Here is an 18,013-nt window from a genome sequence, read left to right on the forward strand (position 1 = left end):
TCGATATTTTGTTCGCCGCCGCCCCCATCGGCACTCCTGTCACCGTCACGCAGTCACCTCCCGAGGAGCCGGCCGTGGAGCCCGAGTCCGCCGTCACCACCTGCTATCGCCATCCCAAGGTGGAGTCCCATGTGCGCTGCACGCGGTGCGACCGCTACATCTGCCCGGACTGCATGCGCGAGGCGGCCGTCGGCCACCAGTGCGTCGAGTGTGTGAAGGAGGGCGCGCGGTCGGTACGGCAGGCCCGCACGGCCTTCGGCGGCCGGATCTCGGCGGTGCCCGCGGTGACGTACCTGCTGATCGGCCTCAATGTGCTGGCCTACGTGGCCGAGGTGGCCCGTCCGTCGGTGGTCGACCGGTTCGAGATGCTGGGCCGGGGTCTGGCGGGCCCGGACGGCGGGCACTACCTGTGGCAGTACCCGTATCCGTCGGTCCTGCGTCCCGAGGGGATCGTCGACGGCGAGTGGTACCGGATGCTGACCGGCGCGTTCCTCCATCAGCCGCCCACCGAGGGCACGTTCGGGATCGCGCACATCGTGATGAACATGTTCGCGCTGTGGAACATCGGCCGGGTCGTGGAGGCCCAGCTCGGCCGGGCCCGCTACATCACCCTGTACCTGCTCTCGGCGCTCGGCGGCTCGGTCCTCATCCTGCTGGCCGCTCCGAACGACCCCACGGTCGGCGCGTCCGGCGCCATCTTCGGCCTCGGAGCCGCGTACTACGTGATGGCCCGCCGGCTGGGCGCGGAGATGCGCAGCGTCAACCAGTTCATGGGGGGCCTGCTGCTCTGGCTGGTGATCTCGTCGTGGTTCGCCTCCTGGGAGGGCCACCTGGGCGGTCTGCTGGCGGGCGGTGCCATGACGCTGGCCTACGCGTACGCGCCTCGCGACAGCCGCCGGGCTCTCCGCCAAGGGGCCGCGTGCGCGGTGCTGTTGGTGCTGCTGGTGGTCCTGGCAGTCGCCCGGACGTCCGCGCTGAAGAGCGGAGCGGCCTAGCCGGTCCCTACGCTGGGCCCATGAAACGAGGTCGTCTCCTGCTGCTCGCGGTCCTCCCCCTCGTCGCGGCGGCGGTCTACTTCTTCGCCCCCGGGCCCTCGGGCGCGGACAAGGCCGCCGGGCATCCGGGAGCCCGCCAGGACGCCGAGCACCCGGACGCCGAGGGCCTCGCAGCGCCCGGCAAGAAGGAACTGGCCCAGCAGATCGTGGCGAGCGCCGAGAACTCCACGCTGGACTGGCGCGGCGCCTACTCCTACATCGAGGACATCGGCGACGGCCAGGGCTACACGGCGGGCCTCATCGGCTTCTGCACCGGCACCCACGACCTGCTCGTCCTGGTCGAGCACTACACGAAGGACCACCCGGGCAACCCTCTCGCCCGCTATCTCCCCGCCCTGCGCGAGGTCGACGGCACGGACTCGCACGAGGGCCTCGACCCGGGCTTCCCCGCGGCCTGGCGCGAGGAGGCCTCGGTGCCGGCCTTCCGCGCGGCCCAGGACGCCGAGCGCGACCGCGTCTACTTCGACCCCGCGATCCGCCGCGCCAAAATCGACGGCCTCGGCACGCTGGGCCAGTTCATCTACTACGACGCCATGGTCATGCACGGACCAGGCACCAGCGCGACCGGCTTCTACGGCCTGCGCACCCGCGCCATGGCCCAGGCCGACACCCCCGCCGAGGGCGGCTCCGAGAAGGCCTACCTCGACATCTTCCTCGATGTCCGCCGGGCGGCCATGAAGTCCGAGAACGCCCACCGCGACACGACCCGCATCGACACGGCCCAGCGGGAGTTCTTGTACGACGGCAACCTGGACCTGCGTACGCCGCTGGAGTGGAAGGTGTACGGGGAGACGTACAAGGTGCCATGACGCGGGTGCCGTAGCCCTGTGCGGTAGCCGAACGCACCACGGCGCCCGCCAAAGTCCGGTCGGGGACAAGGCAGGCGCCGCGTTCAGTTCCGTACGCCGTTGTACGGGACGTTTGTTGGGTGGAGCGTCAGACCGCTGGTGGTCGTCAGACCATCAGGGAGCGGTCCGTCGGGCGGATCGGGGCCGGCAGGTCGCTCGCGCCCGTGAGGAAGCGGTCGACCCCGCGGGCGGCCGAGCGGCCCTCCGCGATGGCCCAGACGATGAGGGACTGGCCGCGGCCCGCGTCACCGGCGACGTACACGCCGGGGACGTTGGTCGCGAACTCGGCGTCGCGGGCGATGTTGCCGCGGGCGTCGAGCTCCAGGCCGAACTGGGAGACGACGCCGTTCTCGACGTCCGTGCCCGTGAAGCCCATGGCCAGCGTCACCAGCTGGGCGGGGATCTTGCGCTCCGTGCCCGGCTTCTGGGTCAGCTTGCCGTCGATGAACTCGACCTCGACGAGGTGCAGCCACTGGACGTTGCCGTCCTCGTCGCCCTCGAAGTGGGTGGTCGAGACGGAGTAGACGCGCTCGCCGCCCTCCTCGTGCGCGGAGGTGACCTTGTAGAGCATCGGGAACGTCGGCCAGGGCTGGCCCGCGTTCCGCTCCTCGCCCGGTCGCGGCATGATCTCCAGCTGCGTCACCGAGGCCGCGCCCTGGCGGTGGGCGGTGCCCACGCAGTCCGCGCCGGTGTCGCCGCCGCCGATGACCACGACGTGCTTGCCCTCGGCCGTGATCGGGGGCGCCACGTAGTCGCCCTCCTGGACCTTGTTGGCCAGCGGCAGGTACTCCATGGCCTGGTGGATGCCCTTGAGCTCGCGGCCGGGGGCCGGGAGGTCACGGGCGGTGGTCGCGCCGGCGGCGATGACGACCGCGTCGTACCGCTTGCGCAGGTCCGTCGCCTTGAGGTCGCGGCCGATCTCGATGCCCGTACGGAAGCGGGTGCCCTCCGCGCGCATCTGCTCGATACGGCGGTTGATGTGCCGCTTCTCCATCTTGAACTCGGGGATGCCGTAGCGCAGCAGGCCGCCGATGCGGTCGGCGCGCTCGTACACGGCGACCGTGTGTCCGGCCCGGGTCAGCTGCTGGGCGGCGGCGAGACCGGCGGGGCCGGAACCGATGACCGCCACCGTCTTGCCCGACAGGCGCTCGGGGATCTGCGGGGCGACATCGCCCGTGTCCCACGCCTTGTCGATGATCGAGACCTCGACGTTCTTGATGGTCACGGCGGGCTGGTTGATGCCCAGCACACACGCGGACTCACAAGGGGCCGGGCACAGACGGCCGGTGAACTCCGGGAAGTTGTTCGTGGCGTGCAGGCGCTCGGACGCGGCTGACCAGTCCTCGCGGTACGCGTAGTCGTTCCACTCGGGGATCAGGTTCCCCAGCGGACAGCCGTTGTGGCAGAACGGGATGCCACAGTCCATACAGCGGCTGGCCTGCTTGGAGATGATCGGGAGCAGCGAGCCCGGAACGTAGACCTCGTTCCAGTCCTTGAGACGCACGTCCACCGGACGGGACTTGGCGACCTCACGGCCGTGGTTCAGAAAGCCCTTGGGATCAGCCATTGGTCGCCGCCTCCATCATCTTCTCGGTGATCTCGGACTCGGGGAGTCCGGCTCGCTCGGCGGCGTCCTTGGCGGCGAGCACTGCCTTGTATGCGCTGGGGATGATCTTGCTGAAGCGGTCCGCGGAGACGGACCACTCGGCGAGGAGCTTCTCGGCGACCGTCGAGCCGGTCTCCTCCGCGTGCCGGCGCACCACGTCGTGCAGCCACTGCTTGTCGGTGTCGTCGAGCTCCTCCACGGCGCCCGCGTTGCCGACGTTCACGTTGTCGCGGTTCAGGTCGATGACGTACGCGACGCCACCGGACATGCCGGCCGCGAAGTTGCGGCCCGTCTCGCCCAGGACCACCGCGTGACCGCCGGTCATGTACTCGCAGCCGTGGTCGCCCACGCCCTCGGAGACCACCGTCGCGCCGGAGTTGCGGACGCAGAAGCGTTCGCCGGTGCGGCCGCGCAGGAAGAGCTCGCCGCCCGTCGCGCCGTACGCGATGGTGTTGCCCGCGATCGTCGAGTACTCGGCGAGGTGGTCGGCGCCCCGGTCGGGACGGACGATCACCCGGCCGCCGGAGAGGCCCTTGCCGACGTAGTCGTTGGCGTCGCCCTCCAGGCGCAGCGTCACGCCACGCGGGAGGAAGGCGCCGAAGGACTGGCCCGCGCTGCCGGTGAAGGTGATGTCGATGGTGTCGTCGGGCAGACCCGCGCCGCCGAACTTCTTCGTCACCTCGTGGCCGAGCATGGTGCCGACCGTGCGGTTGATGTTGCGGATCGCGACCTGGGCGCGGACCGGCTGGGCGTCGGTCGCGGAGTCCGCGGCCAGCGCGTCGGCGGCGAGCTTGATCAGCTCGTTGTCGAGCGCCTTCTCCAGGCCGTGGTCCTGCTCGATGACCTGGTGCAGCGAGGCACCCTCGGGCAGTTCGGGCACGTAGAAGAGCGGGGTCAGGTCCAGGCCCTGTGCCTTCCAGTGCGTGATCGCCCGCTCCACGTCCAGGTTCTCGGCGTGGCCGACGGCCTCCTCGATGGTGCGGAAGCCCAGCTCGGCGAGGATCTCGCGGACCTCTTCGGCGATGAACTTGAAGAAGTTCACGACGTACTCGGCCTTGCCGGCGAACCGGTCGCGCAGCACCGGGTTCTGGGTGGCGATGCCGACCGGGCAGGTGTCCAGGTGGCAGACGCGCATCATGACGCAGCCGGAGACGACGAGCGGCGCGGTCGCGAAACCGAACTCCTCGGCGCCGAGCAGCGCGGCGATGACGACGTCACGGCCGGTCTTCAGCTGGCCGTCGGTCTGCACGACGATGCGGTCGCGCAGGCCGTTGAGCAGCAGCGTCTGCTGGGTCTCGGCGAGGCCGAGCTCCCAGGGGCCGCCCGCGTGCTTCAGCGAGGTGAGCGGGGAGGCGCCCGTACCGCCGTCGTGGCCGGAGATGAGCACCACGTCCGCGTGCGCCTTGGAGACACCCGCGGCGACCGTGCCGACGCCGACCTCGGAGACCAGCTTCACGTGGATGCGGGCCTGCGGGTTGGCGTTCTTGAGGTCGTGGATCAGCTGAGCCAGGTCCTCGATGGAGTAGATGTCGTGGTGCGGGGGCGGGGAGATGAGGCCCACGCCCGGGGTGCTGTGCCGGGTCTTGGCGACCCAGGGGTACACCTTGTGGCCGGGCAGCTGGCCGCCCTCGCCGGGCTTGGCACCCTGCGCCATCTTGATCTGGATGTCGTCGGCGTTGACCAGGTACTCCGAGGTCACACCGAAGCGGCCGGAGGCGACCTGCTTGATGGACGAACGGCGCGCCGGGTCGTAGAGACGGTCCGCGTCCTCGCCGCCCTCACCGGTGTTGGACTTGCCGCCCAGCTGGTTCATGGCGATGGCGAGGGTCTCGTGCGCCTCGCGCGAGATGGAGCCGTACGACATGGCGCCGGTCGAGAACCGCTTGACGATCTCGGAGACGGACTCGACCTCGTCGATGGAGATCGAGGGGCGGTCCGACTTGAAGCCGAACAGGCCGCGCAGCGTCATCAGGCGCTCGGACTGCTCGTTCACACGGTCCGTGTACTTCTTGAAGATGTCGTAGCTGCCGGAGCGCGTCGAGTGCTGGAGGCGGAAGACCGTCTCCGGGTCGAACAGGTGCGGCTCGCCCTCGCGGCGCCACTGGTACTCGCCGCCTATGTCGAGGGCGCGGTGCGCGGGCGCGATGCCCGAGGCCGGGTAGGCCTTGGCGTGACGCGCCGCGACCTCCTTGGCGATGACGTCGAGACCGGCGCCGCCGATCTTCGTGGCCGTGCCGTTGAAGTACTTCTCGACGAAGGCCGTTTCGAGACCGACGGCCTCGAAGACCTGGGCGCCGCGGTAGGAGGCGACGGTCGAGATGCCCATCTTGGACATGACCTTGAGGACGCCCTTGCCGAGCGCGTAGATCAGGTTGCGGATGGCCTGCTCGGACTCGATGCCGGTCAGGAAGGTACCGGCGCGGACGAGGTCCTCGACGGACTCCATCGCCAGGTACGGGTTGACCGCGGCGGCGCCGAAGCCGATGAGGAGGGCCACGTGGTGGACCTCGCGGACGTCGCCCGCCTCGACCAGCAGGCCCACCTGGGTGCGCTGCTTGGTGCGGATGAGGTGGTGGTGGACGGCCGCGGTGAGCAGCAGCGACGGGATCGGCGCGTGCTCGGCGTCCGAGTGACGGTCCGACAGGACGATCAGCCGGGCGCCGTTCTCGATGGCCGCGTCGGCCTCGGTGCAGATCTCGTCGATGCGCGCGGCGAGGGAGTCGCCACCGCCGGAGACCCGGTACAGGCCGGACAGGGTCGCGGCCTTCATGCCGGGCATGTCGCCGTCGGCGTTGATGTGGATGAGCTTGGCCAGCTCGTCGTTGTCGATCACCGGGAAGGGCAGGGTGACGCTACGACAGGAAGCGGCCGTCGGCTCCAGCAGGTTGCCCTGCGGGCCCAGCGAGGAGCGCAGGGAGGTGACCAGCTCCTCGCGGATCGCGTCCAGCGGCGGGTTGGTGACCTGCGCGAACAGCTGGGTGAAGTAGTCGAAGAGCAGACGCGGACGCGCGGAGAGGGCCGCGATCGGCGAGTCCGTGCCCATGGAGCCCAGCGGCTCACCGCCGGTGTTGGCCATCGGCGCGAGGATGACGCGCAGCTCCTCCTCGGTGTAACCGAAGGTCTGCTGGCGGCGGGTGACCGAGGCGTGGGTGTGCACGATGTGCTCACGCTCGGGCAGGTCGGAGAGCTCGATCTCGCCGGCTTCCAGCCACTCCGCGTACGGCTTGTCGACGGCGAGGCCGGCCTTGATCTCGTCGTCCTCGATGATGCGGTGCTCGACGGTGTCGACGAGGAACATCTTGCCGGGCTGGAGGCGGCCCTTGCGGACGACCTTCGCGGGGTCGATGTCCAGGACGCCGACCTCGGAGCCGAGGACGACGAGGCCCTCGTCGGTGACCCAGTAGCGGCCGGGGCGCAGGCCGTTGCGGTCGAGGACCGCGCCGACCTGGGTGCCGTCGGTGAAGGTGACACAGGCCGGGCCGTCCCAGGGCTCCATCATCGTGGCGTGGAACTGGTAGAAGGCGCGGCGGGCCGGGTCCATGGAGTCGTGGTTCTCCCACGCCTCCGGGATCATCATCAGCACGGAGTGCGGGAGCGAACGGCCGCCGAGGTGCAGGAGTTCGAGCACCTCGTCGAAGGAGGCCGAGTCGGAGGCGTCCGGCGTACAGACCGGGAAGATCCGCTCCAGGCCCTTGTCGCCGAAGAGGTCGGAGACGAGCTGGGACTCGCGGGCGCGCATCCAGTTGCGGTTGCCCTTGACCGTGTTGATCTCGCCGTTGTGCGCGACGAAGCGGTACGGGTGGGCGAGCGGCCAGCTCGGGAAGGTGTTCGTGGAGAACCGGGAGTGCACGAGCGCGATCGCGGAGGCGAAGCGGCGGTCGGACAGGTCCGGGAAGAAGGGCTCCAGCTGACCGGTGGTCAGCATGCCCTTGTAGACGATCGTGCGCGCGGAGAGCGACGGGAAGTAGACGCCTGCCTCGCGCTCGGCGCGCTTGCGCAGCACAAAAGCCTTGCGGTCGAGCTCGATGCCCTCGCTGACGCCGTCGGCCACGAAGATCTGGCGGAAGACGGGCATCGTCGAGCGGGCGGTGGCGCCGAGCAGCTCGGGGGCGACCGGGACTTCGCGCCAGCCGAGGACGGTGAGGTCCTCGGCGGCGGCGATCGTCTCGATCTGTGAGACAGCCTCAGAGATGCCGTCCTCGGGGAGGAAGGCGATACCTACGGCGTACCCACCGGCCGCGGGGAGCTCGAATCCGGCCACCTCACGGAAGAAGGCGTCCGGGACCTGGGACAGGATGCCCGCGCCGTCGCCCGAGTCGGGCTCGGCGCCGGTGGCACCCCGGTGCTCCAGGTTGCGCAGAACCGTGAGCGCCTGCTCGACCAGCGCGTAGCTCGCCTCGCCGGTGAGGGTGGCTACAAAGCCGACGCCACAGGCGTCGTGCTCGTTGCGGGGGTCGTACATACCCTGCGCAGCAGGGCGAGCATCCATGAAGGACCACTTCTGGCCATTCGTGGAGTGCTGGGACGGCTGGCGCGGCGTACGCATCGGCTCTCCCGTCGTCGTCGTGGCATATGACATCTGCCGAGGGACGACGTTGGCCCTCTGCTGGGGGTGCAAAATTTCGTGCAGGTTACATGATGGGGCGGTTCCCGGTAACTGGATACACCGTTCCAACATGCGGACACCGCGGGGTCGCGGCGGGGGGTACCGCGCTCGGCGGTGGAAGGTAAGGGACCTAAGCGGACAGATCAGTGACCGTCGGCCCGGTTCGCGGCAGGCTTCGTCGCCCACCGCGAGTGGTGCGTGCAGGCCTCATTGCCCACAGCGCTTACGGCTCATGCCCGGTGGTTAAGCAATCGAAACCGCCGAGTAACGGCTACTTATGCAGTCCCTTGCATAGGTGCTCAGTGCATCATCCTACGGCGCCACCGAACAAGCTGCCCAGGACGTACGTCACACCCGCCGCCGCACCACCCAGAGCGAGCTGCCGGATCCCGCTGAACCACCAGGACCGCGCGGTCACCTTCGCCACCACCGCGCCGCACGCGAAGAGCCCGATCAGCGCGAGCAGCAGCGCGGGCCACAGGGCGGTCGCACCCAGCAGGAACGGCAGGACAGGGAGCAGGGCGCCGAGCGCGAAGGAGCCGAAGCTGGACACGGCGGCGACGGTCGGGGAGGGCAGGTCGCCGGGGTCTATACCCAGCTCCTCGCGGGCGTGGATCTCCAGGGCCTGCTCGGGGTCGCGGGACAGCTGCTTGGCGACCTCCCGCGCCAGCTCGGGCTCAACACCGCGGGCCTGGTAGAGCTCGGCGAGCTCGCGCTCCTCGTCCTGGGGGTGCTTGCGCAACTCCCGTCGCTCGACGTCGAGTTCGGCCTCGACGAGTTCACGCTGCGAGGCGACGGAGGTGTACTCGCCGGCGGCCATGGAGAAGGCGCCCGCGGCGAGGCCCGCGAGCCCGGTGATGACGATGGTCTGATGGGACACGGACCCGCCGGCGACGCCGGTCATCAGGGCGAGGTTGGACACGAGCCCGTCCATCGCGCCGAACACGGCCGGGCGCAGCCATCCGCCGTTCACATCCCGGTGGGTGTGGTTGTCGCGGTGCGCCTCGTGCAGTGTCGCTTCGATCTCGATGATGGCCATGCGGGTCCCCCAGGGCTCTAAGGTAAGGCTAACTTTAGACAAGTTCTACTCTTCGACAACGCTGAACTTACGCCCTTCATTTCGCTCCCGCCAGCAAGGAAAGGCTGGGCTAACCTGCGCTTTTGCCGGGTTCCGCTCATTCGTGCGAATGCCTGCACAGATGTCGACCGGGTGACAGTGAGGCCCACGAGGCTCCTGTCAACCGCCAATGTGGGAGAGATCCGCAAAGGGTTCCGCGCGCTCGGTTCCGCGCACTGACAGGGGCCCCGAGAGGAGAGGCACGTATGGCTTCCATCGCCTGCATTCCCTCGGTCCCGGCGCCCGGGGACGCCGCCGATCTCCGCGAACGAGCGCGCGGCGCGCTGCTCGGACTCGCCGTCGGGGACGCGCTGGGCGCGCCCGCCGAGAACATGAAGCCGTCTGAGATCCGTGCGAAGTGGGGCCGGATCACGGGGTACGTCGCCGAGCACCCGGCCGGGACGGACGACACCGAGTACGCGATCTTCTCGGGGCTGCTGCTGGCCCGGCACGGCTCGGCGCTCACCGTGTCCCATGTCGAGTCGGCCTGGCACCAGTGGATTGCGGACCGCGACGAGGGCCCGTTCAAGGGTGCGGGCTTCAGCGAGCGCGGCACGCTGGAGAACCTGCGCCGCGGCCTGGCGGCGCCGATCTCGGCCCAGCACCGGCACGCCTGGAGTGACGGCCTGGCCATGCGCGCGGCCCCCTTCGGCGTCTTCGCGGCCGGCCGCCCCGCGGAAGCCGCGAGGCTGGTCGCCATCGACGGCTCGGTGAGCCATGACGGGGAGGGCATCTACGGCGGCCAAGCGGTCGCCGCGGGCGTCGCGGCGGCGATGGCGGGCGCCCCCACGATCGCGGTGGTCGCCTCCGCGCTCGCGGTGATCCCGGACGACTCCTGGACGGCACGCTCCCTGCGCCGGGCGGTCGCGGTGGCCCACCGGGGCGAGCGCGCGGTCCGCTCGGCGGTCGTCATCGGCGGCTACCCCTGGACCGACCTCGCCCCCGAGGCCGTCGCCCTCGCCTTCGGCGCCTACGCGGCCGCCGACGGCGCCTTCACCGAGTCCGTGCTCACCGCCGTGAACATGGGCCGCGACGCCGACACGACGGCGGCGGTCGCGGGCGCCCTGGCCGGCGCGACCCACGGCGCCTCGTCGATCCCGGCCGTCTGGGCAGCGGCCATCGGCCCGGCCCGGGGCAGCTGCCTCCCCTCGATGGAGGGCCACCACGTACTGGACGTGGCGGAACTGCTGACGCCGGGGGACGACGGGAAGTGGGGGGCCGGAGGACGCACCCGAGGTGCGGGCAGGGGTGGAGGCGCGGGTGGGTTCGTACGAGATCCGGGCGGCGAGTGGTCCCTCCCCGCCCCCGACGCGCACGCGCTCCCACACCCGGACGCGTACGCACTGCCCTACGCACCTCCCCACGCGTTTCCCGACACGGACGCGAACGCGCTGCCCTACGCCGACGCGTACGTCCTCGCCGCCGATGACGACGAGGTACGACCGTGAGGCCCGGCCTGGTCGGAGACGAGCCCGGAGAGGGCACGGGCGAGGGAGCCGGCGTGGGGGCCACCCCTGCGGGGGAGGCCGTTTCGGCGACCCTCCTCACCGAGGCACCCGGCACGGAGGACACGGAGGAACAGCCCCTCATGCCTACCCTCCTCACCGAGCCACCCGGCACGACAGGGCCCGGCACGGAGGACCAACCCCTCACGGCAGCCCCTGCCACGGAGCTGCCCGGCACGGCGACGCCTCTCGCGGCAACGTCCGGCACGAAGGTGTCCAGCGCAGAGGAGCTCCTCGCGGAAGCGCTCAGCACAGTGCCGTCCGATGCGGCAGCCCCCCGCACGGCGACGCCCGTCGCGGCAACGCCCCCCATGGAGGCACTCACCCTCACGGACCCCCGCACGGAGACACCCACCTCCACAGACCCCCGCAGGGAGGTGCCCGCCCTCACAGACCCCCGCGCGGAGGCGCCCCCGCGCACGCACCCCCGTCGTATCGAGGGGCTTCTCCTCGGGCTGGCCGCGGGGGACGCCGCCGGCTGGCCCGCCGCGCGGCACCGTGCCGCGCGGATGCCCGAGTGGACGCGGCGGCTGACGCGGGAGCTGGACACGTTCGCGGAGCAGAACGCGACGACGACGCTGCCCGTACCGATCGCGCTGAACCAGCCGCCGGAGCCGCTGCGGCTCGGCCCGTCGGACGACGCGGAGTGGGCGGCGTTCGCCGCGGAGGCCGTGCTGCGGGCCGGGGAGGGCACCGCGCTCGGGGACCTGAGCCGGGAGCGGCGGATGCGGGCGTCCATCGACCTGTCGTGGAACGCCATCGCCAGCGAGGTCGCGGCGGCCGCCGAGCGCGCCCCCGAGGTCGAGTCCGCGCTGCTCCCGCTGCGCGCCCGTATCTCCGTACGGGCCGGACTCGGCAACCTGGCCACCGGTCTGCGCCCGCCCGCGACCGGCCACGACAACCCGCACTACTTCGACGACGCGGCCTGCGTACGGGCCTGCGTGCTGGCCGTGGCCCACCCGGGCGACCCCCGACTCGCCGCGGAACTCGCCGAGTTCGACGCCCACTACACCCAGGACGGCGACGGCGTGCACGGCGCCCGTGCCATGGCCGCGGCGGTGTCGCTCGCCCTCGCCGGGGCCGATGTCGACGCCTGCGTGAACGCCGCCCTGGCCGAACTCCCCGCATCGACGGAGATCGGCCGCAACACCCGGCACGCGCTGCGGCTCGCCCGCGAGAGCGAGGGCACCTTCGCTCTCGTCCCCTTGTTGGAACATCAGATCGTCGACCATGTCTACAGCTATGGCATCGCGGCCGCCGAAACCGTCCCCGTCGCCCTCGCCCTCGCCACCGCCGCGCGGGGCCGGATCGCGGAAGCGGTACCCGCCGCCGCGTGTCTGTCCCGCGTCGCCGACTCCGCCCCGGCTCTCGCCGGAGCACTCACCGGCGCGCTCGGCGGCGGCGCCGCGATCCCCGCCGCCTGGCGCGACGCCTGCCGCACGCTGTCCGGCTGCGCGCTCCCCCGCCTCACCGGTACGGATCTCATCGGACTCGCCGACCTCCTGGAAGCCACGGAACTGGCCACCCCAGAGGGATGATTCGGGCATGACGCCCAAAGGAGAAGGAACAGGATCCACCCTCGACGAACGGATCACCGGAGCCCTCGTCGGAGCCGCCGTCGGCGACGCGCTCGGCGGCCCCGTCGAGGGGTACTCCCCCGAGCAGATCACCGAACGTCACGGCGGCCGCGTACACGGCATCGTCGGCCCCTGGAACGGCGACGGCTGGCGTACGGCCCGTCCCATCGCCCCGTACCACAAGGGCGACGGGCACGTCACCGACGACACCTTGATGACCCATGCGCTGGTACGGGTGTACGCCACCGTCCGCGACCACCTCGACGCGTACGCCGTCGCCGAGCACCTCGTCCCCGACCTCATGGGCACCCCCCGCTGGATCCCCGAACTGGAGGCCGAGGCCCTCCCCCTCCAGCGGATCTTCCTCGCCGAGAAATGGCTGGTGGCCCGCCTCCACTACGGCCATGTGGACCCCCGCGAGGCGGGCAGCGGCAACATCGTCAACTGCGGTGCCGCGATGTACATGGCCCCGGTCGGCCTGGTGAACGCGGCCAACCCGGCCCGCGCCTACACCGAGGCGCTCGACATCGCGGGCGCCCACCAGTCGTCGTACGGCCGCGAGGCGGCGGGCGTCTTCGCGGCGGGGGTGGCGGCGGCGTGCGCACCCGGGGCGACCCCGGACTCCGTCGTGGCCGCCTGCCTGGCCCTGGCGAAGGACGGCACACGCTCGGCCATCGAGGCGGTCTGCGAAGTCGCCGCCCGGCACACGGACTTCGAGTCGGCGCTGGTCCCGCTGCGGGAGGCGGTGGCCCCCTACGACACGGTGGGCCCCGACTACCGGGCCCCGTCCCTCGGCGCCCGCCGCCCCTCCCGCCTGCACTCGATCGAGGAACTCCCCATCGCCCTGGGCATGTTGATCGTGGCATCCGGCGACTATCGGCACGCGGTCCTCGGCTCGGTCAACTACGGCCGTGACTGCGACTCCATCGCGACCATGTCCGGCGCCCTCGCCGGCGCCCTCGGCTCCGAGGTCCCGCACGACTGGGCCAAGACGGTGGCGGAGTCGAGCCGCCTCGACCTGGACGCCCCGGCGAGGACGCTCACGGAGGTGACCCGCGAGATCTTCGAACGGGACGTACGACGCCACCGGGCCCACGCGTCGGCGTACGCGGCGTTGACGGGAACACCATGCTCAGACTGACCTGGGTCCAACCGGAGGACCTCCTCGGCCACGAACTCCACCAGGCCTCCCAGGACGGCCGCGCCCCCTCGGCCATCGCCTCCCGCTGGCGAGCGGCCGGCGGCCCGGAGGCCCCCCTCCGCGCGGGCGCCTCCCCCACCCCGGCATCCCCCTACCTCCGGATACTGGCCAAGGACCTCCTGGACGAACTGGCAGACCTCCCCAGCAAGTTGGCAGAACACGAGCCATCAAGCCTGACGAAGATCAGAACCCACTGCCCCGACTGGCCCGCCCAGCCTGGCGCCCTGTCAGCGCCGGTAAGCGCCCCCACCCAGGCCCGCCTGGAAGCAGCCTGGCTAGGCAGAGCGGTCGGCTGCCTCCTGGGCAAACCAGTGGAGAAGCTCCCCCTCCAAGGCATCCGCGCCCTCGCCCAGGCCACCGGCAACTGGCCCCTCCACACCTGGTTCACCGCACGTGGCGTCCCCGACGACCTCCTGAACACCTACCCCTGGAACAAACGCTCCGCCCCCACCTCCCTCGCCGAGAACATCGACGGCATGCCAGAGGACGACGACCTCAACTACCCCCTCCTGAACGTCCTGTTGCTCCAGCGCCACGGCAGGAACTTCACCACCGCGGACGTAGCGAGACTCTGGCTGGACGAACTCCCCGCAGGCCGCACCTTCACCGCCGAACGCATCGCCTACCGCAACCTCCTCACCGGCATCGACCCCCCACGCACGGCCCGCCACCGCAACCCGTTCCGCGAGTGGATCGGCGCCCTGATCCGCGCGGACGTACACGGATGGACGAACCCCGGCGACCCGGCCGCCGCCGCGGAACAGGCCCACCGCGACGCCACCCTCACCCACACGGCGAACGGCGTCTACGCGGCGATGTTCACGGCGGCCACCATCGCCGCCGCGGCCACCGGAACGCACGACGTCCACGCCTGCCTGCACACCGGACTCACCGTCGTCCCGCCCGCCTCCCGCCTCGCCCGGGCAGTCCGCCACGCCGTCCAACTAGCCCGTACGACACCGGACTTCGACACGGTCGTAGACGAACTGCACACCACCCACCGCGCCTACCACTGGGTCCACGCCATCCCCAACACCGCCCTGATCGCCGCCGCCCTCACCCACGCGGACGGCGACTTCTCCGGCTCCATCTGCCGTGCGGTGTCGGGCGGCTGGGACACCGACTCCAACGGCGCGACGACGGGAAGCATCGCGGGTCTGCTGGCAGGAGACCCGCTCGCCCTCCCCGACCGCTGGACCACCCCCCTGAAGAACCGCCTCGCCACCTCGATCGCCGACTTCAACGGCATCGGCTTCGACACCCTCGCCCATCTCACGCACCGGGAGACCCGTCGCCCATGACCCATATCGCCGTACTCGGCAGCACGAACATGGACCTCGTCGCGTACGTCGCCAAGGCCCCGCAGCGCGGAGAGACCGTGACGGGACGGGAGTTCCGTACGATCCCCGGCGGCAAGGGTGCCAACCAGGCGGTGGCCGCGGCCCACGCGGGCGCCGACGTCTCGCTGATCGGCGCGGTGGGCGCGGACGCCTTCGGCAGCCTGCTCCGGTCCACGCTGGAGCACTCGGGCGTGGACACCGACCATCTGCGCACCACCGAGGGCCCGTCCGGCACCGCGCACATCGTCGTGGACGACGAGGGCGGCAACGCGATCGTCGTCATCCCCGGCGCGAACGGCACCGTCACCGCCCTCGCCCCCGGCGACGAGGGCCTCATCGCGACCGCCGACGCACTTCTGCTCCAGCTGGAGATCCCGCTGGACGCGGTCGTCGCGGGCGCCGAAGCCGCGCGCCGGCACGGCGTCCGTACGATCCTCACCCCCTCCCCCGCGCAACCCCTACCACCCCAACTCCTCGCCTCCATCGACCTGTTGGTGCCCAACGAGCACGAGGCCGCCGCGCTCACCGGCGTCACCGACCCCCGCGAGGCCGCCGCCGCCCTGCTCGACCAGGTCCCGGAGGTCGTCGTCACGCTGGGCGCGGCCGGCAGCCTGTACGCGGCCCGCGGCGCAGCCCTCCTGACCGTGCCCGCGCCCCAGGTGACCGCCGTGGACTCGACCGGCGCGGGCGACACCTTCGTCGGCACCCTCGCGGTGGCGCTCGGCGAGGGCCGGGCGATGCCGGAGGCGCTCGCATGGGCGTCGGCGGCGGCCTCGCTGTCCGTGCAGCGGCCCGGGGCGTCGTCCTCGATGCCGTACCGCTCCGAGATCGACACCCAGGCCGGCTCATGACAGCGCAACTGCAGGGCGGCCCCCTCGCCGGGCTGCGCGTCCTCGACCTCGCCACCCTCTTCGCCGGACCGCTCGCCGCCACCATGCTCGGCGACTTCGGCGCGGAGGTCATCAAGGTCGAGCATCCGGCCAAGCCGGACCCGTCCCGGGGGCACGGCCCGTCGAAGGACGGCATCGGCCTGTGGTGGAAGCTCCTCGGCCGCAACAAGCGCACGATCACCCTCGACCTGTCCAGGCCCGGCGGCCGTGAGACCCTGCTCCGCCTCGCCGCCACCGCCGACGTGATCATCGAGAACTTCCGCCCCGGCACGCTGGAGAAGTGGGATCTCGGGTGGGAGGAACTGTCCGCGGCGAACCCGCGGCTCGTCCTCGCCCGGGTCACCGGTTTCGGCCAGTTCGGCCCGTACGCGCACCGCCCCGGCTTCGGCACCCTCGCGGAGGCGATGAGCGGCTTCGCGGCGATCACCGGCGAGCCCGACTCCCCGCCGACCCTCCCCCCGTTCGGCCTGGCCGACTCGATCGCGGGTCTGGCGACGGCGTACGCCGTGATGACCGCGCTGACGGCCCGCGACCGCACCGGCGAGGGCCAGGTCGTCGACATGGCGATCATCGAGCCGATCCTGACCGTCCTCGGCCCGCAGCCCATCTGGTACGACCAGTTGGGCCACGTCCAGCCGCGTACCGGCAACCGCTCCGCGAACAACGCGCCCCGCAACACCTACCGCACGGCGGACGGTTCCTGGGTCGCGGTCTCCACATCGGCGCAGTCGATCGCCGAGCGGGTCATGCGGCTGGTCGGGCGCCCGGACGTGATCGAGGAGCCATGGTTCGCGACGGGCGCCGACCGGGCACGCCACGCGGACATCCTGGACGAGGCGGTCGGGGCCTGGATCGCCCGCCGTACCCGCGCCGAGGTCCTGGAGGCGTTCGAGAAGGCGGAGGCGGCGGTGGCGCCCATCCAGGACGTGCGGGACGTCATGAACGACCCGCAGTACGAGGCCCTGGACACGATCACCACCATCGACGACCCCGAACTGGGCCCGCTGCGCATGCAGAACGTCCTCTTCCGGCTCTCCGCCACACCCGGTGCGATCCACTGGGCGGGCCGTCCACACGGCGCGGACACGGAGACGGTGCTCGCCGAACTCGGCCTGACGGGGCCCGAGATCGACGCCCTGCGGGCGGAGGGCGCCCTGTGACCGCGGAGTTCCCTCTCACCTGGCTGTACGCCCCCGGGGACCGCCCCGACGTCGTGGCCAAGGCCCTCGTCTCCGGCGCGGACGTCGTCCTCGTCGACCTGGAGGACGCGGTCGCCCCGGACCGCAAGGAGTACGCCCGCGCCGCCACGGCGGACCTCCTCACCGAACCGACACCCGTCCCCGTCATGGTCCGGGTGAACGCCCTCGACGGCCCGCTGGCCGAGGCCGACCTCAAGACCCTCTCCCCGCTCCCCGGTCTGTCCGGTCTCCGGCTGCCCAAGGTGACCTCGCCCGACGACGTCGTACGGGTGGCGGAGGGCGCCACTCCCGCCGAGGGGGGCGCGATCCCGCTGTACGCCCTCCTGGAGACGGCCCTCGGCGTCGAGCAGGCCTTCGCCATCGCGTCCGCGCACCGGGCGCTGCGCGGTATCTCGATCGGCGAGGCGGATCTACGGGCCGACCTGGGCGTACGGGAGGACGCGGGCCTGGACTGGTCCCGTGCCCGGGTGATCGTGGCCGCCCGCGCGGCGGGCCTGCCGCCGCCGGTCCAGTCGGTCTACCCCGACATCCGGGACGTGGAGGGCCTCGCCGCGTCCTGCGCCCACGGCCGCACCCTGGGCTTCCTCGGCCGCGCGGCCATCCACCCCCGTCAGCTCCCCATCATCGAGCGGGCCTACCTGCCCACCCCGGCCGAGATCGACTCCGCCGAAGCCATCGTCAAGGCCGCCGCCACCGACTCCGGCGCCCAGGCCCTCCCCGACGGCCGCTTCATCGACGCAGCGGTAGTAGTAGGCGCCCACCGCACCCTAGCCCTGGCCCGCCGCCTGGTCTGACCCCGCCCCCGCCGCCCCTACCCGCCCCATCCCTGGGGGCTGCGCCCCCAGACCCCCCTAAAAGATTGCGCAGTTCCCCGCGCCCCTAAAAGACGGGGTGGTTCGTCGACTGCGGGCCGGTGGGGGTTGCTCGCGCAGTTCCCCGCGCCCCTGAAGGCGCGGGGCTTCGCCCCGCGATCCCCCGCCCGCCCCGGGGTCTTTTTAGGGGCGCGGGGAACTGCGCAATCTTTCAGACCAGCCCCCACCCACCCGCAGCCAACACACAACCGAACGGG

12 protein-coding genes are annotated in these 18,013 nt (G+C 71.6%); 9 read left to right on the plus strand and 3 right to left on the minus strand.

Annotated features, from left to right (window positions below; genetic code table 11):
- The first annotated feature begins 74 nt into the window (after window positions 1–74).
- Both OG975_RS12430 and OG975_RS12435 read left to right on the plus strand, forming a co-directional pair.
- Window positions 75–995 (plus strand): rhomboid family intramembrane serine protease, encoded by a 921-nt coding sequence (locus tag OG975_RS12430; protein WP_406329176.1) that lies wholly within the window; start codon window positions 75–77, stop codon window positions 993–995.
- 20 nt (window positions 996–1,015) lie between these two features.
- Entirely contained in the window at window positions 1,016–1,864 is an 849-nt protein-coding gene (locus tag OG975_RS12435; RefSeq protein WP_406329177.1) for a chitosanase, read from the plus strand.
- Between the two features lie 145 nt (window positions 1,865–2,009).
- On the opposite strand, the gene OG975_RS12440 is transcribed toward OG975_RS12435, so the two are convergent.
- The 3 genes from OG975_RS12440 to OG975_RS12450 form a co-directional block, all read right to left on the minus strand.
- On the minus strand, window positions 2,010–3,470 hold the full coding sequence (locus tag OG975_RS12440; protein ID WP_327427986.1) for a glutamate synthase subunit beta: 1,461 nt from the start codon (window positions 3,468–3,470) through the stop codon (window positions 2,010–2,012).
- A complete protein-coding gene (gene gltB / locus OG975_RS12445) occupies window positions 3,463–8,055 on the minus strand; it encodes a glutamate synthase large subunit (protein ID WP_406329178.1) in 4,593 nt (1,530 codons plus the stop codon). The genes OG975_RS12440 and gltB overlap by 8 nt, the downstream gene beginning before the upstream one ends.
- A 367-nt stretch (window positions 8,056–8,422) precedes the next feature.
- Window positions 8,423–9,154 (minus strand): VIT1/CCC1 transporter family protein, encoded by a 732-nt coding sequence (locus tag OG975_RS12450; RefSeq protein WP_406329179.1) that lies wholly within the window; start codon window positions 9,152–9,154, stop codon window positions 8,423–8,425.
- A gap of 284 nt (window positions 9,155–9,438) precedes the next feature.
- On the opposite strand from OG975_RS12450, the gene OG975_RS12455 reads away from it, so the two are divergent.
- From OG975_RS12455 to OG975_RS12485, 7 genes are all read left to right on the plus strand, one after another.
- Window positions 9,439–10,680, plus strand: coding sequence for an ADP-ribosylglycohydrolase family protein (locus OG975_RS12455; RefSeq protein WP_406329180.1), 1,242 nt, complete (start codon window positions 9,439–9,441; stop codon window positions 10,678–10,680).
- Window positions 10,681–11,048: 368 nt separating this feature from the next.
- Window positions 11,049–12,275, plus strand: a complete 1,227-nt coding sequence (locus OG975_RS12460; RefSeq protein ID WP_406336248.1) for an ADP-ribosylglycohydrolase family protein — start codon at window positions 11,049–11,051, stop codon at window positions 12,273–12,275.
- A 7-nt stretch (window positions 12,276–12,282) separates the two neighbouring features.
- Window positions 12,283–13,455 (plus strand): ADP-ribosylglycohydrolase family protein, encoded by a 1,173-nt coding sequence (locus tag OG975_RS12465; RefSeq protein WP_406329181.1) that lies wholly within the window; start codon window positions 12,283–12,285, stop codon window positions 13,453–13,455.
- Complete coding sequence (locus OG975_RS12470; protein ID WP_406329182.1) at window positions 13,443–14,816, plus strand: ADP-ribosylglycohydrolase family protein; 1,374 nt, start codon at window positions 13,443–13,445, stop codon at window positions 14,814–14,816. Before OG975_RS12465 ends, OG975_RS12470 begins: the two co-directional genes overlap by 13 nt.
- Complete coding sequence (gene rbsK / locus OG975_RS12475) at window positions 14,813–15,706, plus strand: ribokinase (RefSeq protein WP_330303878.1); 894 nt, start codon at window positions 14,813–14,815, stop codon at window positions 15,704–15,706. The genes OG975_RS12470 and rbsK overlap by 4 nt, the downstream gene beginning before the upstream one ends.
- Window positions 15,703–16,905 carry a CaiB/BaiF CoA transferase family protein gene (locus tag OG975_RS12480; protein WP_406329183.1) on the plus strand — a complete coding sequence of 401 codons (1,203 nt, stop codon included), beginning with the start codon at window positions 15,703–15,705 and terminating at the stop codon, window positions 16,903–16,905. Before rbsK ends, OG975_RS12480 begins: the two co-directional genes overlap by 4 nt.
- Entirely contained in the window at window positions 16,902–17,738 is an 837-nt protein-coding gene (locus OG975_RS12485) for an HpcH/HpaI aldolase/citrate lyase family protein (RefSeq protein WP_406329184.1), read from the plus strand. Before OG975_RS12480 ends, OG975_RS12485 begins: the two co-directional genes overlap by 4 nt.
- Window positions 17,739–18,013 lie beyond the last annotated feature (275 nt).

The organism is Streptomyces sp. NBC_00203, assembly GCF_045206325.1.
Classification (GTDB): Bacteria; Actinomycetota; Actinomycetes; order Streptomycetales; family Streptomycetaceae; genus Streptomyces; species Streptomyces lutosisoli.

Bases quoted from the DNA above. Each gene is read 5' to 3' on its own strand.
- OG975_RS12450 (WP_406329179.1), bottom strand. From the start codon at position 9,154: ATGGCCATCATCGAGATCGAAGCGACACTGCACGAGGCGCACCGCGAC.
- OG975_RS12480 (WP_406329183.1), top strand. From the start codon at position 15,703: ATGACAGCGCAACTGCAGGGCGGCCCCCTCGCCGGGCTGCGCGTCCTC.
- OG975_RS12460 (WP_406336248.1), top strand. From the start codon at position 11,049: ATGGAGGCACTCACCCTCACGGACCCCCGCACGGAGACACCCACCTCC.
- OG975_RS12465 (WP_406329181.1), top strand. From the start codon at position 12,283: ATGACGCCCAAAGGAGAAGGAACAGGATCCACCCTCGACGAACGGATC.
- OG975_RS12470 (WP_406329182.1), top strand. From the start codon at position 13,443: ATGCTCAGACTGACCTGGGTCCAACCGGAGGACCTCCTCGGCCACGAA.
- OG975_RS12440 (WP_327427986.1), bottom strand. From the start codon at position 3,470: ATGGCTGATCCCAAGGGCTTTCTGAACCACGGCCGTGAGGTCGCCAAG.
- gltB (WP_406329178.1), bottom strand. From the start codon at position 8,055: ATGCGTACGCCGCGCCAGCCGTCCCAGCACTCCACGAATGGCCAGAAG.
- rbsK (WP_330303878.1), top strand. From the start codon at position 14,813: ATGACCCATATCGCCGTACTCGGCAGCACGAACATGGACCTCGTCGCG.
- OG975_RS12455 (WP_406329180.1), top strand. From the start codon at position 9,439: ATGGCTTCCATCGCCTGCATTCCCTCGGTCCCGGCGCCCGGGGACGCC.
- OG975_RS12435 (WP_406329177.1), top strand. From the start codon at position 1,016: ATGAAACGAGGTCGTCTCCTGCTGCTCGCGGTCCTCCCCCTCGTCGCG.